This is a genomic window from Streptomyces sp. NPDC041784, assembly GCF_055591025.1.
The window spans coordinates 1-25,350 of the sequence record NZ_JBVJAB010000016.1 but is presented as its reverse complement, the minus strand read 5'-3'; the positions used below and the strand labels follow the sequence as shown (position 1 = coordinate 25,350).

Annotated in this window: 38 protein-coding genes and 1 pseudogene; 36 read left to right on the top strand and 3 right to left on the bottom strand. The window is 67.1% G+C overall.

The genetic code is table 11. The annotated features are described in order from the left end of the window. Window positions 1-7: 7 nt before the first annotated feature. The 5 genes from ACZ6D7_RS30330 to tuf all read left to right on the top strand — a co-directional run bounded on the left by ACZ6D7_RS30330 (window position 8) and on the right by tuf (window position 5,650). Window positions 8-1,021, top strand: a complete 1,014-nt coding sequence (locus tag ACZ6D7_RS30330; protein ID WP_469497493.1) for a glycosyltransferase family 2 protein — start codon at window positions 8-10, stop codon at window positions 1,019-1,021. A 253-nt stretch (window positions 1,022-1,274) separates the two neighbouring features. Then, window positions 1,275-1,646, top strand: a complete 372-nt coding sequence (gene rpsL, locus ACZ6D7_RS30325; RefSeq protein WP_003948652.1) for a 30S ribosomal protein S12 — start codon at window positions 1,275-1,277, stop codon at window positions 1,644-1,646. A gap of 3 nt (window positions 1,647-1,649) precedes the next feature. Then, on the top strand, window positions 1,650-2,120 hold the full coding sequence (rpsG, locus tag ACZ6D7_RS30320; RefSeq protein ID WP_030788318.1) for a 30S ribosomal protein S7: 471 nt from the start codon (window positions 1,650-1,652) through the stop codon (window positions 2,118-2,120). Between the two features lie 39 nt (window positions 2,121-2,159). Further along, on the top strand, window positions 2,160-4,286 hold the full coding sequence (gene fusA / locus ACZ6D7_RS30315) for an elongation factor G (protein WP_266371380.1): 2,127 nt from the start codon (window positions 2,160-2,162) through the stop codon (window positions 4,284-4,286). A gap of 170 nt (window positions 4,287-4,456) precedes the next feature. Further along, window positions 4,457-5,650, top strand: a complete 1,194-nt coding sequence (tuf, locus tag ACZ6D7_RS30310) for an elongation factor Tu (RefSeq protein ID WP_469497488.1) — start codon at window positions 4,457-4,459, stop codon at window positions 5,648-5,650. A 120-nt stretch (window positions 5,651-5,770) separates the two neighbouring features. Here tuf and ACZ6D7_RS30305 read toward each other — a convergent pair whose 3' ends face one another. Further along, complete coding sequence (locus ACZ6D7_RS30305; protein ID WP_469497485.1) at window positions 5,771-6,235, bottom strand: hypothetical protein; 465 nt, start codon at window positions 6,233-6,235, stop codon at window positions 5,771-5,773. A gap of 196 nt (window positions 6,236-6,431) precedes the next feature. Here ACZ6D7_RS30305 and ACZ6D7_RS30300 point away from each other — a divergent pair, with 196 nt between their 5' ends. Next, entirely contained in the window at window positions 6,432-7,565 is a 1,134-nt protein-coding gene (locus ACZ6D7_RS30300; RefSeq protein ID WP_469497482.1) for an acyltransferase family protein, read from the top strand. Between the two features lie 123 nt (window positions 7,566-7,688). Next, window positions 7,689-8,153, top strand: coding sequence for a hypothetical protein (locus ACZ6D7_RS30295; protein WP_469497479.1), 465 nt, complete (start codon window positions 7,689-7,691; stop codon window positions 8,151-8,153). A 10-nt stretch (window positions 8,154-8,163) separates the two neighbouring features. On the opposite strand, the gene ACZ6D7_RS30290 is transcribed toward ACZ6D7_RS30295, so the two are convergent. Further along, window positions 8,164-9,483 carry a caspase family protein gene (locus tag ACZ6D7_RS30290; protein WP_469497476.1) on the bottom strand — a complete coding sequence of 440 codons (1,320 nt, stop codon included), beginning with the start codon at window positions 9,481-9,483 and terminating at the stop codon, window positions 8,164-8,166. Between the two features lie 16 nt (window positions 9,484-9,499). After that, window positions 9,500-9,901 (bottom strand): effector-associated constant component EACC1, encoded by a 402-nt coding sequence (locus ACZ6D7_RS30285; protein ID WP_469497472.1) that lies wholly within the window; start codon window positions 9,899-9,901, stop codon window positions 9,500-9,502. A gap of 554 nt (window positions 9,902-10,455) precedes the next feature. Between ACZ6D7_RS30285 and rpsJ the strand changes: the two genes are divergently transcribed. The 29 genes and pseudogenes from rpsJ to ACZ6D7_RS30140 form a co-directional block, all read left to right on the top strand. Further along, a complete protein-coding gene (gene rpsJ / locus ACZ6D7_RS30280; RefSeq protein ID WP_003948644.1) occupies window positions 10,456-10,764 on the top strand; it encodes a 30S ribosomal protein S10 in 309 nt (102 codons plus the stop codon). A gap of 17 nt (window positions 10,765-10,781) precedes the next feature. Then, window positions 10,782-11,426, top strand: coding sequence for a 50S ribosomal protein L3 (gene rplC, locus ACZ6D7_RS30275; protein WP_469497469.1), 645 nt, complete (start codon window positions 10,782-10,784; stop codon window positions 11,424-11,426). A gap of 8 nt (window positions 11,427-11,434) precedes the next feature. After that, window positions 11,435-12,088, top strand: coding sequence for a 50S ribosomal protein L4 (gene rplD / locus ACZ6D7_RS30270; protein WP_388399691.1), 654 nt, complete (start codon window positions 11,435-11,437; stop codon window positions 12,086-12,088). Then, window positions 12,088-12,507: a 50S ribosomal protein L23 gene (gene rplW / locus ACZ6D7_RS30265; protein WP_469497466.1), complete on the top strand. Its 420-nt coding sequence runs from the start codon at window positions 12,088-12,090 to the stop codon at window positions 12,505-12,507. The genes rplD and rplW overlap by 1 nt, the downstream gene beginning before the upstream one ends. A gap of 38 nt (window positions 12,508-12,545) precedes the next feature. Beyond that, complete coding sequence (rplB, locus tag ACZ6D7_RS30260) at window positions 12,546-13,382, top strand: 50S ribosomal protein L2 (protein WP_097285858.1); 837 nt, start codon at window positions 12,546-12,548, stop codon at window positions 13,380-13,382. A gap of 12 nt (window positions 13,383-13,394) precedes the next feature. Continuing rightward, window positions 13,395-13,676 (top strand): 30S ribosomal protein S19, encoded by a 282-nt coding sequence (rpsS, locus tag ACZ6D7_RS30255; RefSeq protein ID WP_030788278.1) that lies wholly within the window; start codon window positions 13,395-13,397, stop codon window positions 13,674-13,676. A 42-nt stretch (window positions 13,677-13,718) separates the two neighbouring features. Then, window positions 13,719-14,066, top strand: coding sequence for a 50S ribosomal protein L22 (gene rplV / locus ACZ6D7_RS30250; RefSeq protein ID WP_006130776.1), 348 nt, complete (start codon window positions 13,719-13,721; stop codon window positions 14,064-14,066). Next, window positions 14,066-14,896 (top strand): 30S ribosomal protein S3, encoded by an 831-nt coding sequence (rpsC, locus tag ACZ6D7_RS30245; RefSeq protein ID WP_469497461.1) that lies wholly within the window; start codon window positions 14,066-14,068, stop codon window positions 14,894-14,896. The genes rplV and rpsC overlap by 1 nt, the downstream gene beginning before the upstream one ends. A 5-nt stretch (window positions 14,897-14,901) precedes the next feature. Beyond that, window positions 14,902-15,321: a 50S ribosomal protein L16 gene (rplP, locus tag ACZ6D7_RS30240; RefSeq protein WP_030788270.1), complete on the top strand. Its 420-nt coding sequence runs from the start codon at window positions 14,902-14,904 to the stop codon at window positions 15,319-15,321. After that, window positions 15,321-15,545 (top strand): 50S ribosomal protein L29, encoded by a 225-nt coding sequence (gene rpmC, locus ACZ6D7_RS30235; RefSeq protein ID WP_003998824.1) that lies wholly within the window; start codon window positions 15,321-15,323, stop codon window positions 15,543-15,545. Before rplP ends, rpmC begins: the two co-directional genes overlap by 1 nt. Then, complete coding sequence (rpsQ, locus tag ACZ6D7_RS30230) at window positions 15,545-15,829, top strand: 30S ribosomal protein S17 (RefSeq protein ID WP_469497458.1); 285 nt, start codon at window positions 15,545-15,547, stop codon at window positions 15,827-15,829. Before rpmC ends, rpsQ begins: the two co-directional genes overlap by 1 nt. A 102-nt stretch (window positions 15,830-15,931) precedes the next feature. After that, window positions 15,932-16,300, top strand: a complete 369-nt coding sequence (gene rplN, locus ACZ6D7_RS30225; protein ID WP_003998823.1) for a 50S ribosomal protein L14 — start codon at window positions 15,932-15,934, stop codon at window positions 16,298-16,300. A 2-nt stretch (window positions 16,301-16,302) separates the two neighbouring features. Further along, window positions 16,303-16,626, top strand: a complete 324-nt coding sequence (gene rplX, locus ACZ6D7_RS30220) for a 50S ribosomal protein L24 (protein WP_030039760.1) — start codon at window positions 16,303-16,305, stop codon at window positions 16,624-16,626. Further along, window positions 16,626-17,183 (top strand): 50S ribosomal protein L5, encoded by a 558-nt coding sequence (gene rplE / locus ACZ6D7_RS30215; protein ID WP_451526990.1) that lies wholly within the window; start codon window positions 16,626-16,628, stop codon window positions 17,181-17,183. The genes rplX and rplE overlap by 1 nt, the downstream gene beginning before the upstream one ends. A 5-nt stretch (window positions 17,184-17,188) precedes the next feature. Next, the gene (locus tag ACZ6D7_RS30210) at window positions 17,189-17,374 is read left to right on the top strand and encodes a type Z 30S ribosomal protein S14 (RefSeq protein WP_003956452.1); all 186 of its coding nucleotides are present in this window, start codon (window positions 17,189-17,191) and stop codon (window positions 17,372-17,374) included. Between the two features lie 214 nt (window positions 17,375-17,588). Further along, complete coding sequence (gene rpsH / locus ACZ6D7_RS30205; RefSeq protein ID WP_073491923.1) at window positions 17,589-17,987, top strand: 30S ribosomal protein S8; 399 nt, start codon at window positions 17,589-17,591, stop codon at window positions 17,985-17,987. Window positions 17,988-18,011: 24 nt separating this feature from the next. Continuing rightward, window positions 18,012-18,551, top strand: a complete 540-nt coding sequence (gene rplF, locus ACZ6D7_RS30200; RefSeq protein ID WP_384155889.1) for a 50S ribosomal protein L6 — start codon at window positions 18,012-18,014, stop codon at window positions 18,549-18,551. A 3-nt stretch (window positions 18,552-18,554) separates the two neighbouring features. After that, window positions 18,555-18,938 carry a 50S ribosomal protein L18 gene (gene rplR / locus ACZ6D7_RS30195; RefSeq protein WP_469497453.1) on the top strand — a complete coding sequence of 128 codons (384 nt, stop codon included), beginning with the start codon at window positions 18,555-18,557 and terminating at the stop codon, window positions 18,936-18,938. Window positions 18,939-18,974: 36 nt separating this feature from the next. Next, window positions 18,975-19,580 carry a 30S ribosomal protein S5 gene (rpsE, locus tag ACZ6D7_RS30190; protein WP_009190144.1) on the top strand — a complete coding sequence of 202 codons (606 nt, stop codon included), beginning with the start codon at window positions 18,975-18,977 and terminating at the stop codon, window positions 19,578-19,580. Further along, window positions 19,580-19,762 carry a 50S ribosomal protein L30 gene (gene rpmD, locus ACZ6D7_RS30185; protein ID WP_030788246.1) on the top strand — a complete coding sequence of 61 codons (183 nt, stop codon included), beginning with the start codon at window positions 19,580-19,582 and terminating at the stop codon, window positions 19,760-19,762. Before rpsE ends, rpmD begins: the two co-directional genes overlap by 1 nt. A 2-nt stretch (window positions 19,763-19,764) precedes the next feature. Continuing rightward, window positions 19,765-20,220 (top strand): 50S ribosomal protein L15, encoded by a 456-nt coding sequence (gene rplO, locus ACZ6D7_RS30180; protein ID WP_327184613.1) that lies wholly within the window; start codon window positions 19,765-19,767, stop codon window positions 20,218-20,220. Between the two features lie 259 nt (window positions 20,221-20,479). Then, a complete protein-coding gene (gene secY, locus ACZ6D7_RS30175) occupies window positions 20,480-21,793 on the top strand; it encodes a preprotein translocase subunit SecY (protein ID WP_469497446.1) in 1,314 nt (437 codons plus the stop codon). Then, on the top strand, window positions 21,793-22,455 hold the full coding sequence (locus ACZ6D7_RS30170; protein ID WP_469497443.1) for an adenylate kinase: 663 nt from the start codon (window positions 21,793-21,795) through the stop codon (window positions 22,453-22,455). Before secY ends, ACZ6D7_RS30170 begins: the two co-directional genes overlap by 1 nt. 121 nt (window positions 22,456-22,576) lie before the next feature. Continuing rightward, window positions 22,577-23,413: a type I methionyl aminopeptidase gene (gene map / locus ACZ6D7_RS30165; RefSeq protein WP_469497437.1), complete on the top strand. Its 837-nt coding sequence runs from the start codon at window positions 22,577-22,579 to the stop codon at window positions 23,411-23,413. A gap of 164 nt (window positions 23,414-23,577) precedes the next feature. Continuing rightward, window positions 23,578-23,799 (top strand): translation initiation factor IF-1, encoded by a 222-nt coding sequence (infA, locus tag ACZ6D7_RS30160; RefSeq protein ID WP_003948620.1) that lies wholly within the window; start codon window positions 23,578-23,580, stop codon window positions 23,797-23,799. 72 nt (window positions 23,800-23,871) lie between these two features. Then, window positions 23,872-23,985: a 50S ribosomal protein L36 gene (gene rpmJ / locus ACZ6D7_RS30155; RefSeq protein WP_003948619.1), complete on the top strand. Its 114-nt coding sequence runs from the start codon at window positions 23,872-23,874 to the stop codon at window positions 23,983-23,985. A gap of 201 nt (window positions 23,986-24,186) precedes the next feature. Continuing rightward, window positions 24,187-24,567: a 30S ribosomal protein S13 gene (rpsM, locus tag ACZ6D7_RS30150; protein WP_336539795.1), complete on the top strand. Its 381-nt coding sequence runs from the start codon at window positions 24,187-24,189 to the stop codon at window positions 24,565-24,567. Between the two features lie 66 nt (window positions 24,568-24,633). Then, window positions 24,634-25,038 carry a 30S ribosomal protein S11 gene (rpsK, locus tag ACZ6D7_RS30145; protein ID WP_010354218.1) on the top strand — a complete coding sequence of 135 codons (405 nt, stop codon included), beginning with the start codon at window positions 24,634-24,636 and terminating at the stop codon, window positions 25,036-25,038. 151 nt (window positions 25,039-25,189) lie between these two features. Further along, a pseudogene (locus ACZ6D7_RS30140) lies at window positions 25,190-25,350 on the top strand (DNA-directed RNA polymerase subunit alpha); the annotation flags it as partial.

Here is a 25,350-nt window from a genome sequence, read left to right as displayed (position 1 = left end):
AGGACGGGTGCCCGAAGCGCCGAACACCGCGGCGGCGGCGACCGTCTTGTCGGTCGTCATACCCATGTACAACGAGGAAGAGGTTCTTCCGGCGCTGGTCACCAGATTGCGCCCGGTCCTCGCGGACCTCGCGGTGGGCTACGAGGTGATCGCCGTCGACGACGGCAGCACCGACCGCACCGGGGAACTGCTCGCCGCCTTCCGGCTGGGCTGGCCCGAATTGCGGATCATCGGCCTGCGCCGCAACTCCGGCCACCAGGCCGCCCTCACCGCCGGCCTGGACCGCTCCCTCGGCGCCTACGTCGTCAGTATCGACGCCGACCTCCAGGACCCGCCCGAGAAGATCCCGGAGATGCTGGCGCTGGCCCGCAAGGGAGAGCTGGACATCGTCTACGGCATCCGGGCCGACCGGGCCAGCGACACCGGGTTCAAGCGGTGGACGGCCGGTCTGTACTACCGGCTGGTGCGCCGGCTGGCCGGGCCGTCCGTGCCCGCCCAGGCCGGTGACTTCCGGCTGCTCAGCCGGGCCGCCGTGGACGCGCTCAAGGCGCTGCCGGACCAGCAGCGGGTCTACCGGCTCCTTGTGCCCTGGCTCGGCTTCCCCAGCGGCGAGGTGACGTACGAACGCGCCCCGCGCCCGGCCGGCCAGAGCAAGTACCCCCTCGGCCGGATGATCCGGCTCGCCGTCGACAGCGTCACCGGGTTCTCCGCGGCGCCCCTGCGGATGGCGACCTGGCTGGGCGGCTTCGCCTTCCTGGTCTGTCTGGGGCTGATGGTCTACACGCTGAGCGCCCATGCCTTCGACCACACCGTCCCCGGTTGGACCTCCCTGTTCACGGGTGTCCTCTTCATCGGCGCGGTCCAGTTGGTCTGCGTGGGCCTGCTCGGCGAATACGTCGGCCGCATCTATACAGCCGTACAGAACCGGCCCACGTATTTTGTGGGCCATGACACAGCTGCCGAGCGGTCCGGGGGGCCGACAGCCCCCGTATCACACGGGCGGTCGGGTCCGCCGACGTAACCGTGGTGTGTCGGGCGCACTGCCCTTGTTTTGACCGGAGTGATTGCGCTGGGTACGCTCAGACCTTGTGCCTGGGGTGTGCCCTGGCCCTCGTGCGTGCCTTCCCACCGCACCGGGGCCGTGTGCGGCCACCGTAATCTGCGCCTCTTTCTGCCTCGCGGCAGGAGTCCGCGGGATTCGACACACCCGACCGCGTGGGTCGGCGAAGTTCCAGGTTAGCTGTACAAATCGGCACACAGAAACCGGAGAAGTAGTGCCTACGATCCAGCAGCTGGTCCGTAAGGGCCGGCAGGACAAGGTCGAGAAGAACAAGACGCCCGCACTCGAGGGTTCCCCTCAGCGTCGTGGCGTCTGCACGCGTGTGTTCACGACCACCCCGAAGAAGCCGAACTCGGCCCTGCGTAAGGTCGCGCGTGTGCGTCTGACCAGCGGCATCGAGGTCACTGCTTACATTCCGGGTGAGGGACACAACCTGCAGGAGCACTCCATCGTGCTCGTGCGCGGCGGCCGTGTGAAGGACCTGCCGGGTGTTCGCTACAAGATCATCCGCGGCTCCCTCGACACCCAGGGTGTCAAGAACCGCAAGCAGGCCCGCAGCCGCTACGGCGCCAAGAAGGAGAAGTAAGAAATGCCTCGTAAGGGCCCTGCCCCGAAGCGCCCGGTCATCATCGACCCGGTCTACGGTTCTCCTCTTGTCACGTCGCTCATCAACAAGGTGCTGCTGAACGGCAAGCGCTCCACCGCCGAGCGCATCGTCTACGGCGCCATGGAGGGCCTGCGCGAGAAGACCGGCAACGACCCGGTCATCACGCTGAAGCGCGCTCTCGAGAACATCAAGCCGACCATCGAGGTCAAGTCCCGCCGTGTCGGTGGCGCGACCTACCAGGTTCCGGTCGAGGTCAAGCCCGGCCGTGCCAGCACGCTCGCGCTGCGCTGGCTCGTCGGTTACTCCCGCGCCCGTCGCGAGAAGACCATGACCGAGCGCCTGCTCAACGAGCTTCTCGACGCGTCCAACGGCCTCGGTGCCGCTGTGAAGAAGCGCGAGGACACGCACAAGATGGCCGAGTCCAACAAGGCCTTCGCGCACTACCGCTGGTAGTCGCTACCCACATCGAGACCGAGAGAAGACTGAAGCCTTATGGCTACCACTTCACTTGACCTGGCCAAGGTCCGCAACATTGGGATCATGGCCCACATCGACGCGGGCAAGACGACCACCACCGAGCGGATCCTGTTCTACACCGGTGTGTCTTACAAGATCGGTGAGGTCCACGACGGCGCTGCCACCATGGACTGGATGGAGCAGGAGCAGGAGCGTGGCATCACGATCACGTCCGCTGCCACCACCTGTCACTGGCCGCTGGCCGACGTCGATCACACCATCAACATCATCGACACCCCGGGTCACGTCGACTTCACCGTCGAGGTGGAGCGTTCCCTGCGTGTGCTCGACGGTGCCGTGACGGTGTTCGACGGCGTGGCCGGCGTCGAGCCCCAGTCCGAGACGGTGTGGCGTCAGGCGGACCGCTACGGCGTCCCGCGTATCTGCTTCGTGAACAAGCTCGACCGCACGGGCGCGGAGTTCCACCGCTGCGTCGACATGATCAGCGACCGCCTGGGCGCGCAGCCGCTCGTCATGCAGCTGCCGATCGGTGCCGAGGCCGACTTCAAGGGTGTCGTCGACCTCGTCACCATGAAGGCGTTCGTCTGGTCCGCCGAGGCGACCAAGGGCGAGATGTACGACATCGTCGACATCCCGGACACCCACACCGAGGCTGCCGAGGAGTACCGCGGCAAGCTCATCGAGGCCGTGGCCGAGAACGACGAAGAGATCATGGAGCTGTACCTGGAGGGCGAAGAGCCTTCCGTGGAGCAGCTGTACGCCGCGATCCGTCGCATCACCATCGCGTCCGGCAAGTCCAAGGACACCACGGTCACCCCGGTGTTCTGCGGTACCGCGTTCAAGAACAAGGGTGTCCAGCCCCTGCTCGACGCGGTCGTGCGCTACCTCCCCTCCCCGCTCGACGTCGAGGCCATCGAGGGCCACGCCGTCAACAACGCGGAGGAGATCGTCAAGCGCAAGCCGTCCGAGGACGAGCCGCTGTCGGCCCTCGCCTTCAAGATCATGAGCGACCCGCACCTCGGCAAGCTCACCTTCGTCCGGGTCTACTCGGGCCGCCTGGAGTCCGGCACCGCCGTGCTGAACTCCGTCAAGGGCAAGAAGGAGCGCATCGGCAAGATCTACCGCATGCACGCGAACAAGCGTGAGGAGATCGACGCGGTGGGCGCCGGCGACATCGTCGCCGTCATGGGCCTGAAGCAGACCACCACCGGTGAGACGCTGTGCGACGACAAGGCCCCGGTCATCCTGGAGTCCATGGACTTCCCGGCGCCGGTCATCCAGGTCGCCATCGAGCCCAAGTCCAAGGGCGACCAGGAGAAGCTGGGCATCGCGATCCAGCGCCTGGCCGAGGAGGACCCGTCCTTCCAGGTCCACTCGGACGAGGAGACCGGTCAGACCATCATCGGTGGTATGGGCGAGCTGCACCTCGAGGTGCTGGTCGACCGTATGCGCCGTGAGTTCAAGGTCGAGGCCAACGTCGGCAAGCCGCAGGTCGCCTACCGCGAGACCATCCGCAAGGCGGTCGACCGGGTCGACTACACGCACAAGAAGCAGACTGGTGGTACCGGCCAGTTCGCCAAGGTGCAGATCGCGATCGAGCCGATCGAGGGCGGCGACGCCTCGTACGAGTTCGTGAACAAGGTCACCGGTGGCCGTATCCCGAAGGAGTACATCCCTTCGGTGGACGCCGGTGCGCAGGAGGCCATGCAGTTCGGCATCCTCGCGGGCTACGAGATGACGGGCGTCCGCGTCACGCTTCTCGACGGTGGCTACCACGAGGTCGACTCCTCCGAGCTCGCGTTCAAGATCGCCGGTTCGCAGGCCTTCAAGGAGGCCGCGCGCAAGGCCAGCCCCGTGCTGCTCGAGCCGATGATGGCCGTCGAGGTCACCACGCCCGAGGACTACATGGGTGAGGTCATCGGCGACATCAACTCCCGCCGTGGTCAGATCCAGGCCATGGAGGAGCGGGCCGGTGCCCGCGTCGTCAAGGGCCTGGTGCCCCTGTCGGAGATGTTCGGCTACGTCGGCGACCTCCGCAGCAAGACGTCGGGTCGCGCAAGCTACTCGATGCAGTTCGACTCCTACGCCGAGGTTCCGCGGAACGTCGCCGAGGAGATCATCGCGAAGGCCAAGGGCGAGTAACGCACCGCGTTTAACGCACTGCGTGCACACGCTTTAGGCTTGACCTCGGAGCCTCACGGGTCGTTCCTCCGCATTCGTGGCGGAACGACCCCGGGCCCGGGACTTAACAGCAAAGATCACCTGGCGCCGACGATCCAAGGCGTACAGAACCACTCCACAGGAGGACCCCAGTGGCGAAGGCGAAGTTCGAGCGGACTAAGCCGCACGTCAACATCGGCACCATCGGTCACATCGACCACGGTAAGACGACCCTCACGGCCGCCATTACCAAGGTGCTGCACGACGCGTACCCGGACCTGAACGAGGCCACCGCGTTCGACAACATCGACAAGGCGCCCGAGGAGCGTCAGCGCGGTATCACCATCTCCATCGCGCACGTCGAGTACCAGACGGAGACCCGTCACTACGCCCACGTCGACTGCCCGGGTCACGCGGACTACATCAAGAACATGATCACCGGTGCCGCGCAGATGGACGGCGCGATCCTCGTGGTCGCCGCCACCGACGGCCCGATGCCGCAGACCAAGGAGCACGTGCTCCTGGCCCGCCAGGTCGGCGTTCCGTACATCGTCGTCGCCCTGAACAAGGCCGACATGGTGGACGACGAGGAGATCCTGGAGCTCGTCGAGCTCGAGGTCCGTGAGCTCCTCTCCGAGTACGAGTTCCCGGGCGACGACCTGCCGGTCGTCCGCGTCTCCGCGCTGAAGGCGCTCGAGGGCGACGCCGAGTGGACCGAGTCCGTCCTCAACCTGATGAAGGCTGTCGACGAGTCGATCCCGGAGCCCGAGCGCGACGTCGACAAGCCGTTCCTGATGCCGATCGAGGACGTCTTCACGATCACCGGTCGCGGTACGGTCGTCACCGGCCGTATCGAGCGTGGTGTCCTGAAGGTCAACGAGACCGTCGACATCATCGGCATCAAGACCGAGAAGACCACCACCACGGTCACCGGTATCGAGATGTTCCGCAAGCTGCTCGACGAGGGCCAGGCCGGTGAGAACGTCGGTCTGCTGCTCCGCGGCATCAAGCGCGAGGACGTCGAGCGCGGCCAGGTCATCATCAAGCCGGGTTCGGTCACGCCGCACACCGACTTCGAGGCCCAGGCCTACATCCTGTCCAAGGACGAGGGTGGCCGCCACACGCCGTTCTTCAACAACTACCGTCCGCAGTTCTACTTCCGTACGACGGACGTGACGGGCGTTGTGACCCTCCCCGAGGGCACCGAGATGGTGATGCCGGGTGACAACACCGAGATGAAGGTGGAGCTCATCCAGCCCATCGCCATGGAAGAGGGCCTGAAGTTCGCCATCCGTGAGGGTGGCCGGACGGTCGGCGCCGGCCAGGTCATCAAGATCACGAAGTGATCTTGCGCCTGCCGGTGGCTACAGCCTGAGCTGAAGCACCTGAAGGGGCCCGTACGACTCCGGTCGTACGGGCCCTTTCGCGTGCCGGTCGGAGACGGGCCGGACTCGGTCGGACCGGGGTCAGATACGGGCGAGGATCTGCCGTACGGGGTGTCCGAGGACATCCCCGATCCGGGCCAACTCCCCTTCGCCGAAGGGCTCCCGGTTCGGATTCCACACGGCGATCTCGAACCGGGCGTACCCGCACGGCCGGTCGTACTCCAGCGCGTCCAGCGTGGTGTCCGCCCCGCAGCAGGGCGCCTTGACGGCGAGCGTGGCGAACCCGTCCTCGCCGTGGGCCTCCAGGAGGTCGTCGTACCACGCGGAGTCGATGGTGTCCCCGCACCGCGGGCACCCGATCCGCACCAGGTCGTCCCCGCAGTCGACGGCCATGACGGTGTCGTACCAGTCGACGTCGGCCTCCCCGTCGAACCCGCCGCCCTCCTCCACCAGTCGGTCCACCAGCTCGGCGGCCCGCAGGCCGGCGGACTGCTCGGGTCTCCAGTGCGGGTCGGTGGGGATGACGGACAGGACGGTGTCGCTCATGGGTTCGCTCGCAGGGTGTGTCGGTGCCGCGATAGGGACATGGGCATGATGATCTCGCCGCCCCGGTGTCAAGTGAAGCGGCGGCGAACGGGGTCGGGCGGTTCGGGGAGCGTTGCGGCAACTTCGGGACATGGGCGTGCGGAATGTCCCTTGGCGTTCCCTGTGAGGTGGTTGTGGCGGACGTAGTCTCACGAGGATGACTGGCCTGGCCCTCCCCCCGCTCGCCGTACAGCAGGAGCACCGTCCCGTCGCCCCCGACCGGCGGCGGGAACGTCCCCGCCTGTACGCCGTCGACGGCATCCGCCTGCTCGCGGCGCTGATGGTCGCGGTCCACCACTACGCCGGCACCCGGCGGGTGAACCAGCCGGACAATCTGATCTGGGACCGCCCGGTCTCGGACATCATGCCGTCGGTGTTCCACGTCGCCGCCTACGGCTGGATCGGCGTCGAGATCTTCTTCGTGATCAGCGGCTTCGTGATCTGCATGTCCTGCTGGGGCCGGACGCCCCGCCAGTTCTTCGTGTCACGGGTGATCCGCCTCTACCCGGCGTACTGGTTCGCGGTGCTCTTCACCACGGCCGCGCTGGTCGCGATCCCGGGCGTGTGGGGGCGGCTGCGGCTGCGGGACGTCCTGCTCAACCTGACGATGCTTCAGTCGGGCCAGGGCGTGCAGAACGTCGACGGCGTGTACTGGACCCTCTGGGCGGAACTGCGCTTCTACCTGCTGTTCCTGATCGTCGTCCGGATGGGGCTGACGTACCGCCGGGTCGTGGCGTTCTGCTGTGTGTGGGGCGCGGCGACGATGCTGGCGCCGGCGGCGGACCTCCCGCTGCTGGGGCTGTTCGCCGACCCGGAGTCGTCCTGGTACTTCATCGCGGGCCTGGCGCTGTACCTGATGCACCGCTTCGGCCCGGACCTGCTCCTCTGGGGCATCCTCGGCATGACCTGGCTGATGGGCCAGAAGGAGCTGGGCCAGCGGATCGACGAGGTCGAGCACGTGGGCAGCTGGCGCGGCGCGGTGCTGATCTTCACCGTGTTCCTGCTGGTCATGGTCGCCGTCGCGCTCGGCTGCACGGACCGGATCCGCTGGCGGTGGCTGGTGACGGCGGGCAGCCTGACGTATCCGCTGTACCTGATGCACTACGCGGCCGGTACGGCTGTGATCAGCCGCCTGCGCGACGACATGGACGCGCGGCTGCTGGTGGCCCTGGTGCTGGCCGGGTTCCTGCTGCTGAGCTGGCTGGTGCACCGGTTCGTGGAGCGGCCGGTGGCGGGGAAGGTGAAGCGCGGGCTGGAGACGGCCTTCGCACGGATACGCACGAACCCCTGACGCCGGCGGCGGCTTTCCGAACGGGACCGTCCCTTCGACCTCGTACGCCGCGGGGGAACCGTATGCGTACCCCGCGCGTCGGCTACTCACGTTGCACCGTCGACAGGGGAGCAGGAAACAGCCGTGGGGCGTCTGAGGGACAAGATCACCGGGACCAGGTACCCCGAGGCGGGTGCCGTGCCGTTGCCGACCCTGGAGCTGCGTGCCGCGCTGCTCGCGCTCGACGGGACCGGCGTGCCGTTCCGCGTCCGCCACGCCCTGCCCGTGGAGAAGGCCGACCTCGTGGCGGAGTGGCAGGTGCCGGAGATGCGGACGAGGCTCAGGACACGGATGCGGTTCGTGCCGGGGGAGCGGGTGGTGCGGGTGCTGGAGGAGCGGTGGGAGCCCGCGTCCGAGGGCTCCGGGCTCCAGTACGGCCGGGGACCCGCCCTCTCGGTGTCCAGGCAGTGGCGGTACGAGAAGGGCCCCGACGGACGGCGGCGGAAGGTCGAGACGTTCCGCTTCGACTCCCGGGACATGCGGAACCCCCTGGTCGCCACGGTCCTCGGCGCGGGCTGGACCTGGCGCGGGGTGCTGCTCAGGTGGTGAGGGCCCCGGTTCACTCCACCCAGCGCGGGCCGGACTGACTGGTGAGCCGGCGGTGGAGGTCCCGGGTGAGGGACAGCGGGGGCGCGGGGATCCCCGCGGCGTCGCACAGGTCGTGGATCCGCAGCGGGGACCGCGCGAACGCCTGCCGCAGCAGGTCGGCGGTGAGGTCGGGCTCGGTGCGCGCCAGGTGCCGTACCAGCAGCACCCGGTTGCGGCGGAAGGCGGGAAGCCCGGTCCCCCACAGCATGCTCGAGGCGGTGTGGGGCGCGCGGCGGGCGAACCCCGCGTAGGCGGGCACCAGGCGGTCCAGGTCCGGGGCGGCGCGGAACAGCTCCTTCATGAGCCGGGCGTAGTCGGTTCCCGCGCTCACGGTCAACAGCGAGCCGGTGTCGCGGACGGAACGCCAGCCGAATCCGGTGAAGTTGGCCGCGAACCCGCCGCTCTCGCGTTCCCGGGCCGCCCAGGCGCGCAGGCGGCTCACGCCCGGCCCGGGCTGCGGGACGCTCTCCCACCACTCCCGCAGGGCCTCGGGGGCGTCGGCGTGACGGGCGACGGCGTCCGGATCCGGCTCGTGCGGCCGGTCGGCCGACGTCGGCGCCACGGAACGGGCCCGGTTGCGGACGATGCAGGTGTCTCCGGCCATGGCGCTGTTGGTCTGCTCCGGCACCGGCTTCGCGCGGGCGGCGAGGCTCTGGCGCAGCCGCTTGTACACGTCGGCCATGGGCAGCAGGGGCGGGCCGTCCTCGACGCCCTGCTCCAGGACCGAGATCAGCTCCCCGGTGAAGACCGGGTACGGCTCGTCCGGCGGGGCCAGTGCCTTTCTGGTGCCCGAGGTGGCGGTGAGCACGAAGACGCCCTCGATGTCGGTGTTGTCGCTGATCCTGCCGTCCGCGGCCATCGCGTGCGCGCGCCCGCTCCAGCAGCAGTCCAGGATCACCACCTTCCGCCGGGCCTCGGCCTTCAGCACGACCGCGCGGAGGTCGTCGTAGCGCACGGCGCGGTCCAGCCGGTCCGGCGTGGTGTGCGGGAGCGCGAGGTACAGCTCCCCGGCGAGGGTCAGCAGACCGTGACCGGCGAAGTACAGCAGGAGGGTGTCGTCGGCCGCCGCCGCGGCCGCGTGCAGGGCGTCGAACACCTCGGTGCGCGACGGCTGGCTCAGCGTGGCGCAGCGGGCCGGCGGCAGCCCCCACACCGCCGGGTCGACGAGGAGGGAGGCCAGGCGCCGCAGGCCCGGTTCGACGGTGGGAAGGTCCTCGGTGCCGGGATCCGTGTAGCCGTGCACACCGATGAGCACGGCGCGGGAGCGGGCCGGGTCGGAGAGTCTGGTCATCGGTCGCGGCGCCCGGTCACCGGTCGGACGCGCCGGCCGCCGAGTCCGCTTCGCTCAGGGCCGCCAGCACGCGCGAGGCCGTCTCCTCGCTGCCGTCGGCGATGCGTACGACCGTGCCGTCGCGCTCGATCTCGATCGCCACGGGAGCGGCGTCCCGGCGGCTGGAGCGCCAGGCCATGACGGACACCGTGAGGGAAGCCGAGCTGAAGGCGGAGGACAGGACGATGTTGAGGACGTCGAGCGCCGTACCGCTCATCGTCCCTGATCCCGAGCCCGACCCCGAACCCGCAGCCGCACCGCCCAGGGTGACGCGCGCCCCGTCCGCCCCCCGGGTCTCGGCGCGGAGCCACTCGTACAGCGACAGGAGTTCCAGGGGGTCGCCCTCGCCGTCGTGCAGCAGGCTGACCGTCAACCGCATGATGCCCCCCTCGTGACGCCTCCGGACCCTCTGCGCCCTGAGCATTCCCGGCGGGGCACGGCCGGAACGCGGTTTTCCCGGACATCGGGACACGGCATCGATACGTGCGCTAGAAGCCGGCTGCCCGTCCGCCCCGAGCCGGGTTTGACCTTCGTCACTCCCGGGGTATTCTCTCCGGCTCGATTGGCGGACCCCCTGCCCCGTATGGCAGACTAGCGGGGTTGCTCGGTCGAGTGTTGATGCTGTGCGCCTCCCGCCGGGAGGACCGGAAGCGAGTCCCACAGTACTCGTCGCCCTAACTGCCATACGGCAGCGCTGGGGCGGACGTACGGGAATCTTTCGGGAAGTGCGGTGCGGCACCGGCCAGGCGCCCGGTGGGCCTTTCGCTCCCGGCTTGCGGTTCCGGTAGGGCCGTGTGCATTCCCGCAGGGATGTTCGAACAAGGGACATTTTTGTCAGTGGGAGCGCGACACGCCCGACCGCGTGGGTCGGACAAGAGGGACAGGGAGCACCAGGCTCCGGAGCGTACGAAGAGACAGGACTACTGAGTAGCCATGGCGGGACAGAAGATCCGCATCCGGCTCAAGGCCTACGACCACGAGGTCATCGACTCCTCGGCGAAGAAGATCGTCGAGACGGTGACGCGTACTGGTGCGTCGGTCGCGGGCCCGGTGCCGCTGCCCACTGAGAAGAACGTGTACTGCGTCATCAAGTCGCCGCACAAGTACAAGGACTCGCGCGAGCACTTCGAGATGCGCACGCACAAGCGCCTGATCGACATCCTCGACCCCACGCCCAAGACCGTTGACTCTCTGATGCGACTCGACCTGCCGGCCGGTGTCGACATCGAGATCAAGCTCTGAGGGTCGGTGAGCTGAGAATGACCAAGCAGATCAAGGGCATCCTGGGCGAGAAGCTCGGCATGACGCAGGTGTGGGACGAGAACAACCGTGTTGTTCCGGTCACCGTCGTCAAGGCCGGCCCCAACGTCGTGACCCAGGTTCGTACGAACGACACCGACGGCTACGAGTCGGTCCAGATCGCCTTCGGCGAGATCGACCCGCGCAAGGTGAACAAGCCCCTCAAGGGTCACTTCGCCAAGGCCGACGTCACCCCCCGTCGCCACCTCGTCGAGATCCGCACCGCGGACGCCTCCGAGTACACGCTGGGCCAGGAGATCACCGCTGAGGTGTTCGAGGCCGGCATCAAGGTCGACGTGACCGGCAAGAGCAAGGGCAAGGGCTTCGCCGGTGTCATGAAGCGTCACAACTTCAAGGGCCTCGGCGCCGGTCACGGCACCCAGCGCAAGCACCGCTCCCCCGGCTCCATCGGTGGCTGCGCCACCCCGGGCCGTGTGTTCAAGGGCCTCCGTATGGCGGGTCGCATGGGCAACGAGCGGGTCACCACCCAGAACCTGACCGTCCACGCCGTTGACGCGGAGAAGGGTCTGCTGCTCATCAAGGGCGCTGTCCCCGGTCCGAACGGCGGCCTCGTCCTGGTCCGCACCGCGGCCAAGGGGGCCTGAGGTAACCGATGAGCACTGTTGACATCCTTTCGCCTGCCGGCGAGAAGACCGGTAGCGTCGAACTCCCCGCGGAGATCTTCGGCGTGGAGAAGGTCAGCATCCCGCTGATCCACCAGGTCGTCGTCGCGCAGAACGCGGCTGCCCGCCAGGGCACGCACAAGACGAAGACCCGTGGCGAGGTCCGTGGTGGTGGCAAGAAGCCTTACCGCCAGAAGGGCACCGGCCGCGCCCGTCAGGGCTCGACCCGCGCGCCGCAGTTCGCCGGTGGTGGCGTCGTGCACGGTCCCGTGCCGCGCGACTACTCGCAGCGGACCCCGAAGAAGATGAAGGCTGCCGCCCTGCGTCACGCCCTCACCGACCGGGCCCGCCACAACCGCATCCACGTCGTCACCGGCGTGGTCGACGGCGACATCTCCACGAAGGCCGCGAAGACGCTGTTCGGCAAGATCAGCGAGCGCAAGAACCTGCTGCTCGTCGTCGAGCGCAGCGACGAGGCCGCGTGGCTGTCCGCCCGCAACCTGCCCCAGGTGCACATCCTGGAGCCGGGCCAGCTGAACACGTACGACGTGATCGTCTCGGACGACGTGGTCTTCACCCAGGCCGCTCTCGAGTCCTTCGTCGCCGGCCCGAAGGCCAACGACACCGAAGGGAGTGACGCCTGATGGCTACGCGTCACCCGAGCATTGCCTCCAAGGCGGCCAAGGCCGCGAAGGCCGCGCGCGTCGCCAAGGCGCGCCGCCACGAGGCCGAGGGCAAGAACACCGTCGTCACCGCGCCCAGCAAGGCGTACACGGACCCCCGTGACGTGCTGCTGAAGCCGGTCGTGTCGGAGAAGAGCTACGCGCTCCTCGACGAGAACAAGTACACGTTCATCGTCGACCCGAACGCCAACAAGACCCAGATCAAGCAGGCCGTCCAGGCGGTCTTCTCGGTCAAGGTCACCGGGGTCAACACGATCAACCGCCAGGGCAAGCGCAAGCGGACCCGCACGGGCTTCGGCCAGCGCGCTTCGACCAAGCGCGCGATCGTGACCCTCGCTGAGGGCGACCGTATCGACATCTTCGGCGGTCCGACCGCGTAAGCGGGTCGGATCGTCCGATATCGGACGAGGACTGAGAAATGGGAATCCGCAAGTACAAGCCGACTACGCCGGGCCGCCGTGGCTCCAGCGTCGCCGACTTCGTCGAGGTCACGCGGTCCACGCCGGAGAAGTCGCTGGTCCGTCCCCTGCACAGCAAGGGCGGCCGTAACAATTCCGGTCGTGTGACCGTTCGCCACCAGGGTGGCGGACACAAGCGCGCCTACCGCGTGATCGACTTCCGTCGTCACGACAAGGACGGCGTGCCGGCGAAGGTCGCGCACATCGAGTACGACCCCAACCGCACCGCGCGCATCGCGCTGCTGCACTACGCGGACGGCGAGAAGCGCTACATCCTCGCCCCGCGCAACCTGCAGCAGGGTGACCGCGTCGAGAACGGTCCCGGGGCCGACATCAAGCCGGGCAACAACCTGGCGCTCCGCAACATCCCGGTCGGTACCACGATCCACGCGATCGAGATCCGTCCCGGTGGCGGCGCCAAGTTCGCCCGCTCCGCCGGTGCCTCCGTGCAGCTGCTCGCGAAGGAGGGCACGATGGCCCACCTCCGCATGCCCTCCGGTGAGATCCGCCTGGTCGACCAGCGCTGCCGCGCCACGGTCGGCGAGGTCGGCAACGCCGAGCAGAGCAACATCAACTGGGGCAAGGCCGGCCGTAAGCGCTGGCTGGGCGTGCGCCCGACCGTCCGTGGTGTCGCGATGAACCCGGTCGACCACCCGCACGGTGGTGGTGAGGGCAAGACCTCCGGTGGTCGCCACCCGGTCTCCCCGTGGGGTCAGAAGGAGGGTCGTACTCGTTCGCCGAAGAAGGCTTCGAACAAGTACATCGTCCGCCGCCGCAAGACGAACAAGAAGCGCTAGGAGCGGGTTTAGATGCCGCGCAGTCTCAAGAAGGGACCCTTCGTCGACGGCCACCTCGTAAAGAAGGTGGACGCCCAGAACGAAGCCGGTACCAAGAACGTCATCAAGACCTGGTCCCGTCGCTCGATGATCATCCCCAGCATGCTGGGCCACACGATCGCGGTGCACAACGGCAAGACCCACATTCCGGTGTTTGTCACCGAGTCGATGGTCGGCCACAAGCTCGGCGAGTTCTCGCCGACGCGCACCTTCCGGGGTCACGTCAAGGACGACCGGAAGTCGAAGCGCCGCTAACAGCGGGGTGGAATGACCATGACAGACACTGGAAGGACAACCATGGAAGCCAGGGCCCAGGCGCGGTACATCCGCGTCACGCCCATGAAGGCCCGCCGCGTGGTGGACCTTATCCGTGGCATGGACGCCACGGAGGCTCAGGCGGTCCTGCGTTTCGCCCCGCAGGCCGCGAGCGTGCCGGTCGGCAAGGTGCTGGACAGCGCCATCGCCAACGCCGCGCACAACTACGACCACACCGATGTCGACAGCCTCTTCATCTCCGAGGCCTACGTCGATGAGGGCCCGACCCTGAAGCGGTTCCGTCCGCGTGCCCAGGGCCGTGCCTACCGGATCCGCAAGCGGACCAGCCACATCACCGTGGTCGTCAGCAGCAAGGAAGGAACCCGGTAATGGGCCAGAAGGTTAACCCGCATGGGTTCCGGCTCGGCATCACCACCGACTTCAAGTCCCGGTGGTACGCCGACAAGTCGTACAAGGAATACGTCAAGGAAGACGTCGCCATCCGTCGGATGATGACGTCCGGCATGGAGCGCGCCGGCATCTCGAAGGTGGAGATCGAGCGCACCCGTGACCGTGTCCGCGTCGACATCCACACCGCGCGTCCGGGCATCGTCATCGGCCGCCGTGGCGCCGAGGCCGACCGTATCCGCGGCGACCTGGAGAAGCTGACCAAGAAGCAGGTCCAGCTCAACATCCTCGAGGTCAAGAACCCGGAGACGGACGCTCAGCTGGTGGCCCAGGCCGTCGCCGAGCAGCTCTCCTCCCGCGTCTCCTTCCGCCGCGCCATGCGTAAGAGCATGCAGTCGGCGATGAAGGCCGGCGCCAAGGGCATCAAGATCCAGTGCGGTGGCCGCCTCGGCGGCGCCGAGATGTCCCGCTCGGAGTTCTACCGCGAGGGCCGTGTGCCCCTGCACACGCTCCGCGCGAACGTGGACTACGGCTTCTTCGAGGCCAAGACGACCTTCGGCCGCATCGGTGTGAAGGTCTGGATCTACAAGGGCGACGTCAAGAACATCGCCGAGGTCCGCGCCGAGAACGCCGCTGCCCGCGCCGGCAACCGCCCGGCCCGTGGTGGCGCTGACCGTCCCGCCGGCCGTGGTGGCCGCGGTGGCGAGCGTGGCGGTCGCGGTCGTAAGCCGCAGCAGGCTCCCGCTGCCGAGGCCCCCAAGGCCGACGCTCCGGCTGCCGCTCCGGCTGAGAGCACCGGAACGGAGGCCTGACCGACATGCTGATCCCCCGTAGGGTCAAGCACCGCAAGCAGCACCACCCGAAGCGTCGCGGTGAGGCCAAGGGCGGTACGACGGTCGCGTTCGGCGAGTACGGCATCCAGGCCCTCACGCCGGCGTACGTGACCAACCGCCAGATCGAGGCGGCTCGTATCGCGATGACCCGCCACATCAAGCGTGGCGGCAAGGTCTGGATCAACATCTACCCGGACCGCCCGCTGACGAAGAAGCCTGCCGAGACCCGCATGGGTTCCGGTAAGGGTTCTCCGGAGTGGTGGATCGCGAACGTGCACCCGGGCCGGGTCATGTTCGAGCTGTCCTACCCCAACGAGAAGATCGCCCGTGAGGCCCTCACTCGCGCAGCCCACAAGCTGCCGATGAAGTGCCGGATCGTCAAGCGCGAGGCAGGTGAAGCGTGATGTCGGCCGGTACCAAGGCGTCCGAGCTGCGCGAACTGGGTGACGAGGAGCTTCTCGCGAAGCTCCGCGAAGCCAAGGAAGAGCTGTTCAACCTCCGCTTCCAGGCGGCGACGGGTCAGCTCGAGAACCACGGTCGGCTGAAGGCCGTCCGTAAGGACATCGCGCGGATCTACACCCTGATGCGTGAGCGCGAGCTGGGCATCGAGACGGTGGAGAGCGCCTGATGAGCGAGAGCAACGTGACTGAGAACACCGAGGCGCGCGGTTTCCGCAAGACCCGTGAGGGTCTCGTCGTCAGCGACAAGATGGACAAGACCGTCGTCGTCGCCGTCGAGGACCGCGTCAAGCACGCGCTGTACGGCAAGGTCATCCGCCGTACGAACAAGCTCAAGGCGCACGACGAGCAGAACGCCGCGGGTGTCGGCGACCGCGTCCTCCTCATGGAGACCCGGCCGCTGTCCTCGACGAAGCGCTGGCGCGTCGTCGAGATCCTCGAGAAGGCCAAGTAATTCCTGCGGGCAAACCCGCAGGTCAGTTCCGCCAGGCTCGGGGCGGGGTCCACGTAACGTGTGACCCCGCCCCGGGAACCGGCAGACAAACAGGAGATAGACGTGATCCAGCAGGAGTCGCGACTGCGCGTCGCCGACAACACTGGTGCGAAGGAAATCCTTTGCATCCGTGTGCTCGGTGGCTCCGGTCGCCGCTACGCGGGCATCGGTGACGTCATCGTCGCCACCGTCAAGGACGCGATCCCCGGTGGCAACGTGAAGAAGGGTGACGTCGTCAAGGCGGTCATCGTTCGCACCGTCAAGGAGCGCCGCCGTCCGGACGGCTCGTACATCCGCTTCGACGAGAACGCCGCTGTCATTCTGAAGAACGACGGCGACCCTCGCGGCACCCGCATCTTCGGCCCGGTCGGGCGCGAGCTGCGCGAGAAGAAGTTCATGAAGATCATCTCGCTGGCTCCGGAGGTGCTGTAAGCATGAAGATCAAGAAGGGCGACCTGGTCCAGGTCATCACCGGTAAGGACAAGGGCAAGCAGGGCAAGGTCATCGCGGCCTTCCCCCGCGAGGACCGCGTCCTGGTCGAGGGTGTCAACCGGGTCAAGAAGCACACCAAGGCCGGCCCGACCGCCAAGGGTTCGCAGGCCGGCGGCATCGTCACCACCGAGGCGCCGATCCACGTCTCCAACGTCCAGCTGGTCGTGGAGAAGGATGGCAACAAGGTCGTCACGCGTGTCGGCTACCGCTTCGACGACGAGGGCAACAAGATCCGCGTTGCCAAGCGGACGGGTGAGGACATCTGATGGCTACCACCACCACTCCGCGTCTCAAGACGAAGTACCGCGAGGAGATCGCGGGCAAGCTGCGTGAAGAGTTCCAGTACGAGAACGTCATGCAGATCCCCGGCCTCGTCAAGATCGTGGTCAACATGGGTGTGGGCGACGCCGCCCGCGACTCCAAGCTGATCGAGGGCGCCATCCGCGACCTCACCACGATCACCGGTCAGAAGCCGGCCGTCACCAAGGCCCGCAAGTCCATCGCGCAGTTCAAGCTGCGTGAGGGTCAGCCGATCGGTGCCCACGTCACGCTCCGTGGCGACCGCATGTGGGAGTTCCTGGACCGCACCCTGTCGCTCGCGCTCCCGCGCATCCGCGACTTCCGTGGTCTGTCCCCCAAGCAGTTCGACGGCCGTGGCAACTACACCTTCGGTCTCACGGAGCAGGTCATGTTCCACGAGATCGACCAGGACAAGATCGACCGTGTCCGGGGTATGGACATCACCGTGGTCACCACGGCGACCAACGACGCTGAGGGCCGCGCGCTCCTTCGTCACCTCGGCTTCCCGTTCAAGGAGGCGTGAGCGAGATGGCGAAGAAGGCTCTCATCGCGAAGGCTGCTCGCAAGCCCAAGTTCGGCGTGCGCGCGTACACCCGCTGCCAGCGCTGCGGTCGTCCGCACTCCGTCTACCGCAAGTTCGGCCTCTGCCGCGTGTGCCTTCGTGAGATGGCTCACCGTGGCGAGCTGCCGGGCGTGACCAAGAGCTCCTGGTAAACCCCCTAATCAGGGGTTCCAGAGGCTCTCGGTAAGCAATGGGCGTGTCAGGTGCCCACCCCTTCATGGCTTAGGCTAGGAGGGTTGGGCGCCTGACGGTCGCCCGTACGACTTACTACGCCGTAGGTCCACCGCGCCGCACCCGTCCCGTCTCGGATCGGGGAGAGGGATGGCGCACCAGGAAACCCCGGCGAGAGAGGCCACAGGCCAATTCATGACCATGACTGATCCGATCGCAGACATGCTGACGCGTCTGCGGAACGCGAACTCGGCGTACCACGACTCTGTGACGATGCCGGCGTCCAAGATCAAGTCGCACATCGCGGAGATCCTCCAGCAGGAGGGCTTCATCACGGGCTGGAAGATCGAGGACGCTGAGGTCGGCAAGAACCTCACCCTCGAGCTGAAGTTCGGCCCGAACCGTGAGCGCTCCATCGCGGGCATCAAGCGGATCTCCAAGCCCGGTCTCCGGGTCTACGCGAAGTCCACCTCCCTGCCCAAGGTGCTGGGCGGCCTCGGCGTGGCGATCATCTCCACGTCGCACGGTCTCCTCACCGACAAGCAGGCCGGCAAGAAGGGCGTAGGCGGAGAAGTTCTCGCCTACGTCTGGTAACGGAAGGGAACGGAGGAAACAGCTATGTCGCGCATTGGCAAGCTCCCTATCACGGTTCCCGCCGGCGTGGACGTCACCATCGACGGCCAGACGGTTTCGGTCAAGGGCCCCAAGGGCTCGCTGACCCACACCGTCGTTGCGCCGATCGAGATCGCCAAGGGTGAGGACGGCGTTCTGAACGTCACCCGCCCCAACGACGAGCGTCAGAGCAAGGCCCTGCACGGCCTGTCCCGCACGCTGGTGGCGAACATGATCACCGGCGTGACCCAGGGTTACGTGAAGAAGCTCGAGATCAGTGGTGTCGGTTACCGCGTGACCGCGAAGGGCTCGAACCTCGAGTTCGCGCTCGGCTACAGCCACCCCATCACGGTCGAGGCGCCCGAAGGCATCACCTTCAAGGTGGAGAACCCCACGCGGTTCTCGGTCGAGGGCATCGACAAGCAGAAGGTCGGCGAGGTTGCGGCCAACATCCGCAAGCTGCGCAAGCCCGACCCGTACAAGGCCAAGGGTGTCAAGTACGAGGGCGAAGTCATCCGCCGCAAGGTCGGAAAGGCGGGTAAGTAACCCATGGCATACGGGCAGAAGATCCTCAAGGGCGACGCCTACAAGCGCGCCGCGATCAAGCGCCGCCACATCCGGATCCGCAAGCGGATCTCCGGTACGTCGGAGCGTCCCCGTCTGGTCGTGACCCGCTCCAACCGCCACATCGTGGCGCAGGTGATCGACGACCTCAAGGGTCACACCCTGGCTTCGGCGTCCACGCTGGACACCTCGATCCGCGGTGGCGAGGGCGACAAGTCCTCGCAGGCCAAGCAGGTCGGCGCCCTGGTCGCCGAGCGTGCCAAGGCCGCCGGTGTCGAGGCTGTCGTGTTCGACCGTGGTGGTAACCAGTACGCCGGGCGCATCGCCGCCCTGGCGGACGCCGCCCGCGAGGCCGGGCTCAAGTTCTGAGCCGCTTGTAGCTAGCGGAAAGAGAGAGGTAATCCAATGGCTGGACCCCAGCGCCGCGGTGGCGGTGCCGGTGGCGGCGAGCGGCGGGACCGGAAGGGCCGTGACGGCGGCGCAGCTGCCGCCGAGAAGACCGCGTACGTTGAGCGCGTTGTCGCGATCAACCGCGTCGCCAAGGTTGTGAAGGGTGGTCGTCGCTTCAGCTTCACCGCGCTGGTCGTGGTGGGCGATGGTGACGGCACCGTGGGTGTCGGTTACGGCAAGGCCAAGGAGGTGCCGGCCGCCATCGCCAAGGGTGTGGAGGAGGCCAAGAAGCACTTCTTCAAGGTCCCCCGTATCCAGGGCACCATCCCGCACCCCATCCAGGGTGAGAAGGCTGCCGGCGTCGTGCTGCTCAAGCCCGCGTCCCCCGGTACCGGCGTTATCGCCGGTGGCCCGGTGCGCGCCGTGCTCGAGTGCGCCGGAATCCACGACGTGCTGTCGAAGTCGCTCGGCTCCGACAACGCGATCAACATCGTGCACGCGACCGTGGAGGCCCTGAAGGGCCTGCAGCGTCCCGAGGAGATCGCGGCCCGCCGCGGTCTGCCGCTCGAGGACGTCGCCCCCGCGGCCCTGCTTCGTGCGCGTGCCGGGGCTGGTGCGTAATGGCACAGCTCAAGATCACGCAGACGAAGTCGTACATCGGCAGCAAGCAGAACCACCGCGACACCCTGCGTTCGCTCGGGCTCAAGCGCCTGAACGACGTGGTCGTCAAGGAGGACCGCCCCGAGTTCCGCGGAATGGTGCACACCGTCCGCCACCTCGTGACGGTCGAGGAGGTCGACTGATCATGGCGGAAAGCAACCCGCTCAAGATCCACAACCTCCGTCCCGCCCCGGGCGCCAAGACCGCCAAGACCCGTGTCGGTCGTGGTGAGGCGTCGAAGGGTAAGACGGCCGGTCGTGGTACCAAGGGCACGAAGGCCCGCTACCAGGTTCCGGAGCGCTTCGAGGGTGGCCAGATGCCCCTCCACATGCGTCTTCCGAAGCTGAAGGGCTTCAAGAACCCGTTCAAGACCGAGTTCCAGGTCGTGAACCTCGACAAGCTGGCCGCGCTGTACCCGGAGGGTGGCGAGGTCACCGTCGAGGGGCTCGTCGCCAAGGGTGCCGTTCGCAAGAACAGCCTCGTCAAGGTCCTCGGCCAGGGCGAGATCTCCGTGGCGCTGCAGGTGACGGTCGACGCCGTCTCCGGCTCCGCCAAGGAGAAGATCACCGCCGCCGGCGGTACCGTCACCGAGCTCGTCTGAACACATCAGGCGTCTCGATGACTTGAGCGATCCCGACCGGGGATACCCCACAAATGGGGTATCCCCGGTTGGTCGTTCCTAGGGCAGCCGTGTCGCGGGTAAGGTGACCTGCACTGCCCACTTTTCACAAGGTTCCCTCAAGAGGGCACCTTGAGCGGCAGTCGGCCGTTACTCATGTCGTTGTCGTTAGTCGTTGTTCTTATTGGACCTTCAAGACCGTCACCCTTGACGCAGATGCGCGGGGGTCGCAGGAGGCACCGTGCTCACCGCGTTCGCCCGGGCGTTCAAGACGCCCGACCTGCGCAAGAAGCTGCTCTTCACGCTCGCCATCATCGTGGTCTACCGGGTCGGTACGCACATCCCGATCCCCGGTGTCGACTACACGTCCGTTCAGCGCTGTGTCGACGAGGCGTCCGGCAACCAGGGCCTCTTCGGTCTGGTGAACATGTTCAGCGGCGGCGCGCTGCTGCAGATCACCGTCTTCGCGCTGGGGATCATGCCGTACATCACGGCGAGCATCATCCTTCAGCTGCTGACCGTGGTCATCCCGCGTCTGGAAGCCCTGAAGAAGGAGGGCCAGGCCGGCACGGCGAAGATCACGCAGTACACCCGTTACCTCACGGTCGCGCTGGCCATCCTCCAGGGCACCGGCCTGGTGGCCACCGCCCGCAGCGGCGCCCTGTTCTCCGGCTGCACGGTGGCCGGCCAGATCGTCCCGGACCGGGCCATCTTCACCACCATCGTCATGGTCGTCACCATGACCGCCGGTACGGCCATGGTCATGTGGCTCGGTGAGCTGATCACCGACCGTGGCATCGGCAACGGTATGTCGATCCTGATGTTCATCTCGATCGCCGCCACCTTCCCGTCCGCGCTGTGGGCCATCAAGAAGCAGGGCACCCTGGCGGACGGCTGGATCGAGTTCGGCACGGTCATCCTGGTCGGCCTGGTCATGGTCGCCCTGGTGGTCTTCGTCGAGCAGGCCCAGCGGCGGATCCCCGTGCAGTACGCGAAGCGCATGATCGGCCGCCGGTCCTACGGCGGTACCTCGACGTACATCCCGCTCAAGGTGAACCAGGCCGGTGTGATCCCGGTCATCTTCGCCTCGTCGCTCCTCTACATCCCGGCTCTGGTCGCCCAGTTCTCCAGCGGGACCTCCGGCTGGAAGACCTGGATCGAACAGACGCTGACCCAGGGCAACCACCCGATCTACATCTCCCTGTACTTCCTGCTGATCGTGTTCTTCGCCTTCTTCTACGTGGCTATCTCGTTCAACCCCGAGGAAGTCGCCGACAACATGAAGAAGTATGGTGGCTTCATCCCGGGCATCCGGGCTGGCCGACCGACCGCTGAGTACCTGTCCTACGTACTCAACCGGATCACCTGGCCGGGTTCGCTGTATCTGGGTCTGATCGCTCTCGTACCGACGATGGCGTTGGTTGGTTTCGGGGCAAACCAGAACTTCCCGTTCGGCGGGACGAGCATCCTGATCATCGTGGGTGTGGGTCTCGAGACGGTGAAGCAGATTGAGAGCCAGCTCCAGCAGCGCAATTACGAAGGGTTCCTCCGCTGATGCGAATCGTCCTCGTCGGGCCGCCAGGCGCCGGAAAGGGTACGCAGGCCACTCGCCTGGCCGAGACACTGCGCGTGCCGCACATCTCCACGGGTGACCTGTTCCGCGCCAACATCAGCCGGCAGACGGAGCTCGGGAAACTCGCGAAGTCCTACATGGACAAGGGCGAGCTGGTGCCGGACGAGGTCACCATCGCCATGGCCAAGGACCGCATGGAGCAGCCGGACGCCGAGCGCGGCTTCCTGCTGGACGGTTTCCCGCGCAATGTCTCGCAGGCGGAGGCGCTGGACGAGCTGCTCACCACCGAGGCCATCAAGCTGGACGCGGTGCTCGACCTGGAGGCCCCCGAGGAGGAGGTCGTCAAGCGGATCGCCGGTCGGCGCATCTGCCGTAACGACTCGTCCCACGTCTTCCACGTGTCGTACAAGAAGCCGGCCCGCGAGGGCGTCTGTGACGTCTGCGGCGGCGAGCTGTACCAGCGGGACGACGACTCCGAGGAGACCGTGCGCACGCGGCTCGAGGTCTACCACACGCAGACCGAGCCGATCATCGATTACTACAAGGCCCAGGGCCTGGTCGTGACGATCGATTCCATGGGTCCCGTGGAAGAGGTCACCGGCCGTGCGCTGGCCGCGTTGAAGCGCGAGGGCGACGACCAGTAGCCGTCGTCCCTGTACGGCCGTGGAGTCCCCCGGGACACCACGGCCGTACTGTTGTGTACGTAGTACGTACGCGACGCATCGAGTACCCATCGACCTGAGTGACGGAGAGCGCAGGCCCCCCATGGTGCAGATCAAGAGCCCCGAGCAGATCGCCAGGATGCGTGCGGCGGGGCTGGTCGTCGCCGCCATCCACGCCGCGACGCGCGAAGCCGCGGTGCCGGGGGCGACCACGAAGGACCTGGACGAGGTCGCGCGCAAGGTCCTCGCGGAGCACGGCGCGAAGTCGAACTTCCTCGGGTACGGGGGTTTCCCCGCGACCATCTGCACCTCGGTGAACGACGTGGTGGTCCACGGCATCCCGTCCGACGACGTCGTCCTCAGGGACGGCGACATCATCTCCATCGACTGCGGCGCGATCGTGGACGGCTGGCACGGGGACGCGGCCTACACGGCCTTCGTGGGCTCCGGTCACGCTCCGGAGCTGGTCGAGCTGTCCCGGGTGACGGAAGAGTCGATGTGGGCGGGCATCGCGGCCATGAAGCTGGGCAACCGGCTGGTGGACGTCTCCCGGGCCATCGAGACGTACATCCGCCGCCAGCCGAAGCCGGGCGGCGGACGGTACGGGATCATCGAGGACTACGGCGGCCATGGCATCGGCACCGAGATGCACATGGACCCGCACCTGCTGAACTACGTCGACCGCCGTCGCGGCAAGGGCCCCAAGCTGGTCCCGGGCTTCTGCCTGGCCATCGAGCCGATGGTCTCCCTGGGCACTCCGCGCACGGAGGTCCTGGAGGACGACTGGACCGTCATCACGACGGACGGCACCTGGTCCTCCCACTGGGAGCACTCCGTCGCCCTGACGGAGGAAGGCCCCCTGGTCCTGACGTCCCCGGACGGCGGCCGCGCGAAGCTGGCCGAGCACGGGGTCACGGCGGCGCCGGATCCGCTGGCCTAGTCGTGCGCATGATGATCTGCCCGGTGGGGCAGACTACTCGATTCGTGTTTCTGGATGCGCTGACGTAGACTGACTCGTCGGCTCCCGTGCACCCGCATGTCCGCATGCGCCCCTAAGGGAAAAGTGGGGGAGTCGATCAAGGTAGTCGATTCGAAGGGCGAAGCGTGGCCAAGAAGCAAGGTGCCATCGAGATCGAGGGCACTGTCGTCGAGTCTCTTCCGAACGCCATGTTCAAGGTCGAGCTCCAGAACGGCCACCAGGTCCTGGCACACATCAGCGGCAAGATGCGCATGCACTACATCCGCATCCTCCCTGACGACCGGGTCGTGGTGGAGTTGTCTCCGTACGACCTGACGCGTGGCCGGATCGTCTACCGGTACAAGTAGATCTTGCCCATGCCTCGTGCGCTGTTCGGTGCGCGGGGTGGCCGGCAACTGACCCGGAGAACCTCACATCCCATGAAGGTCAAGCCGAGCGTCAAGAAGATCTGCGACAAGTGCAGGGTGATCCGCCGTCACGGTCGGGTCATGATCATTTGCGACAACCCGCGCCACAAGCAGCGCCAGGGCTGATCGCACACAGATCACACCCTCTGCATCGATTCGCAGAGACTTCGCGCGACGCGAGCAAAATACGTTCATACGCAGGACCCAGGCGGGGTTTTTTCTTGCCTGACACCCCCGGTTCGGAGGCCGGGGACCCAGTTCGTACCTGGTACGGCGGCTGGGGTCCGGTCCTGCGGAAGACCTCCGAAGATCACCAGGAGCCATTGAATGGCACGCGTTTCCGGTGTTGACATCCCGCGCGACAAGCGCGTGGAGGTCGCCCTCACCTACGTGTTCGGCATCGGCCGGACCCTTTCGCAGGAGACGCTGGCTGCGACCGGCGTCGACCCGAACACCCGCGTTCGCGACCTCTCCGAGGAGCAGCTCGTCGCGATCCGCGAGTACGTGGACAACAACATCAAGACCGAGGGTGACCTCCGTCGCGAGGTCCAGGCCGACATCCGCCGCAAGGTCGAGATCGGCTGCTACCAGGGTCTGCGCCACCGCCGTGGCCTGCCCGTCCGCGGTCAGCGCACCAGCACCAACGCCCGCACCCGCAAGGGCCCGCGTCGCGCCATCGCCGGCAAGAAGAAGCCGGGCAAGAAGTAGTCCGCAGCGGACTCGCCGTCCAGCGGTCTTCGCTGTAGGACCGACCACCTCCCGTAGGAGTAATAGATGCCCCCCAAGGGTCGTCAGGGCGCTGCCAAGAAGGTGCGCCGCAAGGAAAAGAAGAACGTCGCGCACGGCCAGGCGCACATCAAGAGCACGTTCAACAACACGATCGTGTCCATCACGGACCCGGCCGGCAACGTGATCTCCTGGGCCTCCGCCGGTCACGTCGGCTTCAAGGGCTCCCGCAAGTCCACGCCGTTCGCCGCGCAGATGGCCGCCGAGTCGGCCGCCCGTCGCGCGCAGGAGCACGGCATGCGCAAGGTCGACGTGTTCGTCAAGGGCCCGGGCGCCGGTCGTGAGACCGCCATCCGTTCGCTCCAGGCCACGGGCCTCGAGGTCGGCTCCATCCAGGACGTCACCCCGACCCCGCACAACGGCTGCCGTCCGCCGAAGCGTCGTCGCGTCTGACGCGTCGCCCTTCGCGGCCTGTGGTTCCGGGCGGTACGGCTCCTTCGGGTCGTGCCGCCCGTACCCTTGCAGTACCCGCACTTTTCACCGGGTGCGGTTTCCGTCGGGTGTCAAATAGCGGGCGCCCACGAAAGAAGGATCTGATCCACACATGCTGATCGCTCAGCGTCCCTCGTTGACCGAAGAGGTCGTCGACGAGTTCCGCTCCCGGTTCGTCATCGAGCCGCTGGAGCCGGGCTTCGGCTACACCCTCGGCAACTCCCTCCGCCGTACCCTCCTCTCCTCGATCCCGGGTGCGGCGGTCACGTCCAT

What these genes read in the sequence shown, in the direction of transcription:
- rpsG (WP_030788318.1), top strand. Translation starts at nt 1,650, where the DNA reads ATGCCTCGTAAGGGCCCTGCCCCGAAGCGCCCGGTCATCATCGACCCG.
- fusA (WP_266371380.1), top strand. Translation starts at nt 2,160, where the DNA reads ATGGCTACCACTTCACTTGACCTGGCCAAGGTCCGCAACATTGGGATC.
- ACZ6D7_RS30305 (WP_469497485.1), bottom strand. Translation starts at nt 6,235, where the DNA reads ATGAGCGACACCGTCCTGTCCGTCATCCCCACCGACCCGCACTGGAGA.
- ACZ6D7_RS30300 (WP_469497482.1), top strand. Translation starts at nt 6,432, where the DNA reads ATGACTGGCCTGGCCCTCCCCCCGCTCGCCGTACAGCAGGAGCACCGT.
- ACZ6D7_RS30290 (WP_469497476.1), bottom strand. Translation starts at nt 9,483, where the DNA reads ATGACCAGACTCTCCGACCCGGCCCGCTCCCGCGCCGTGCTCATCGGT.
- ACZ6D7_RS30285 (WP_469497472.1), bottom strand. Translation starts at nt 9,901, where the DNA reads ATGCGGTTGACGGTCAGCCTGCTGCACGACGGCGAGGGCGACCCCCTG.
- rpsJ (WP_003948644.1), top strand. Translation starts at nt 10,456, where the DNA reads ATGGCGGGACAGAAGATCCGCATCCGGCTCAAGGCCTACGACCACGAG.
- rplC (WP_469497469.1), top strand. Translation starts at nt 10,782, where the DNA reads ATGACCAAGCAGATCAAGGGCATCCTGGGCGAGAAGCTCGGCATGACG.
- rplD (WP_388399691.1), top strand. Translation starts at nt 11,435, where the DNA reads ATGAGCACTGTTGACATCCTTTCGCCTGCCGGCGAGAAGACCGGTAGC.
- rplW (WP_469497466.1), top strand. Translation starts at nt 12,088, where the DNA reads ATGGCTACGCGTCACCCGAGCATTGCCTCCAAGGCGGCCAAGGCCGCG.
- rplB (WP_097285858.1), top strand. Translation starts at nt 12,546, where the DNA reads ATGGGAATCCGCAAGTACAAGCCGACTACGCCGGGCCGCCGTGGCTCC.
- rpsS (WP_030788278.1), top strand. Translation starts at nt 13,395, where the DNA reads ATGCCGCGCAGTCTCAAGAAGGGACCCTTCGTCGACGGCCACCTCGTA.
- rplV (WP_006130776.1), top strand. Translation starts at nt 13,719, where the DNA reads ATGGAAGCCAGGGCCCAGGCGCGGTACATCCGCGTCACGCCCATGAAG.
- rpsC (WP_469497461.1), top strand. Translation starts at nt 14,066, where the DNA reads ATGGGCCAGAAGGTTAACCCGCATGGGTTCCGGCTCGGCATCACCACC.
- rplP (WP_030788270.1), top strand. Translation starts at nt 14,902, where the DNA reads ATGCTGATCCCCCGTAGGGTCAAGCACCGCAAGCAGCACCACCCGAAG.
- rpmC (WP_003998824.1), top strand. Translation starts at nt 15,321, where the DNA reads ATGTCGGCCGGTACCAAGGCGTCCGAGCTGCGCGAACTGGGTGACGAG.
- rpsQ (WP_469497458.1), top strand. Translation starts at nt 15,545, where the DNA reads ATGAGCGAGAGCAACGTGACTGAGAACACCGAGGCGCGCGGTTTCCGC.
- rplX (WP_030039760.1), top strand. Translation starts at nt 16,303, where the DNA reads ATGAAGATCAAGAAGGGCGACCTGGTCCAGGTCATCACCGGTAAGGAC.
- rplE (WP_451526990.1), top strand. Translation starts at nt 16,626, where the DNA reads ATGGCTACCACCACCACTCCGCGTCTCAAGACGAAGTACCGCGAGGAG.
- ACZ6D7_RS30210 (WP_003956452.1), top strand. Translation starts at nt 17,189, where the DNA reads ATGGCGAAGAAGGCTCTCATCGCGAAGGCTGCTCGCAAGCCCAAGTTC.
- rpsH (WP_073491923.1), top strand. Translation starts at nt 17,589, where the DNA reads ATGACCATGACTGATCCGATCGCAGACATGCTGACGCGTCTGCGGAAC.
- rplF (WP_384155889.1), top strand. Translation starts at nt 18,012, where the DNA reads ATGTCGCGCATTGGCAAGCTCCCTATCACGGTTCCCGCCGGCGTGGAC.
- rplR (WP_469497453.1), top strand. Translation starts at nt 18,555, where the DNA reads ATGGCATACGGGCAGAAGATCCTCAAGGGCGACGCCTACAAGCGCGCC.
- rpsE (WP_009190144.1), top strand. Translation starts at nt 18,975, where the DNA reads ATGGCTGGACCCCAGCGCCGCGGTGGCGGTGCCGGTGGCGGCGAGCGG.
- rpmD (WP_030788246.1), top strand. Translation starts at nt 19,580, where the DNA reads ATGGCACAGCTCAAGATCACGCAGACGAAGTCGTACATCGGCAGCAAG.
- rplO (WP_327184613.1), top strand. Translation starts at nt 19,765, where the DNA reads ATGGCGGAAAGCAACCCGCTCAAGATCCACAACCTCCGTCCCGCCCCG.
- ACZ6D7_RS30170 (WP_469497443.1), top strand. Translation starts at nt 21,793, where the DNA reads ATGCGAATCGTCCTCGTCGGGCCGCCAGGCGCCGGAAAGGGTACGCAG.
- map (WP_469497437.1), top strand. Translation starts at nt 22,577, where the DNA reads ATGGTGCAGATCAAGAGCCCCGAGCAGATCGCCAGGATGCGTGCGGCG.
- rpmJ (WP_003948619.1), top strand. Translation starts at nt 23,872, where the DNA reads ATGAAGGTCAAGCCGAGCGTCAAGAAGATCTGCGACAAGTGCAGGGTG.
- rpsM (WP_336539795.1), top strand. Translation starts at nt 24,187, where the DNA reads ATGGCACGCGTTTCCGGTGTTGACATCCCGCGCGACAAGCGCGTGGAG.
- rpsK (WP_010354218.1), top strand. Translation starts at nt 24,634, where the DNA reads ATGCCCCCCAAGGGTCGTCAGGGCGCTGCCAAGAAGGTGCGCCGCAAG.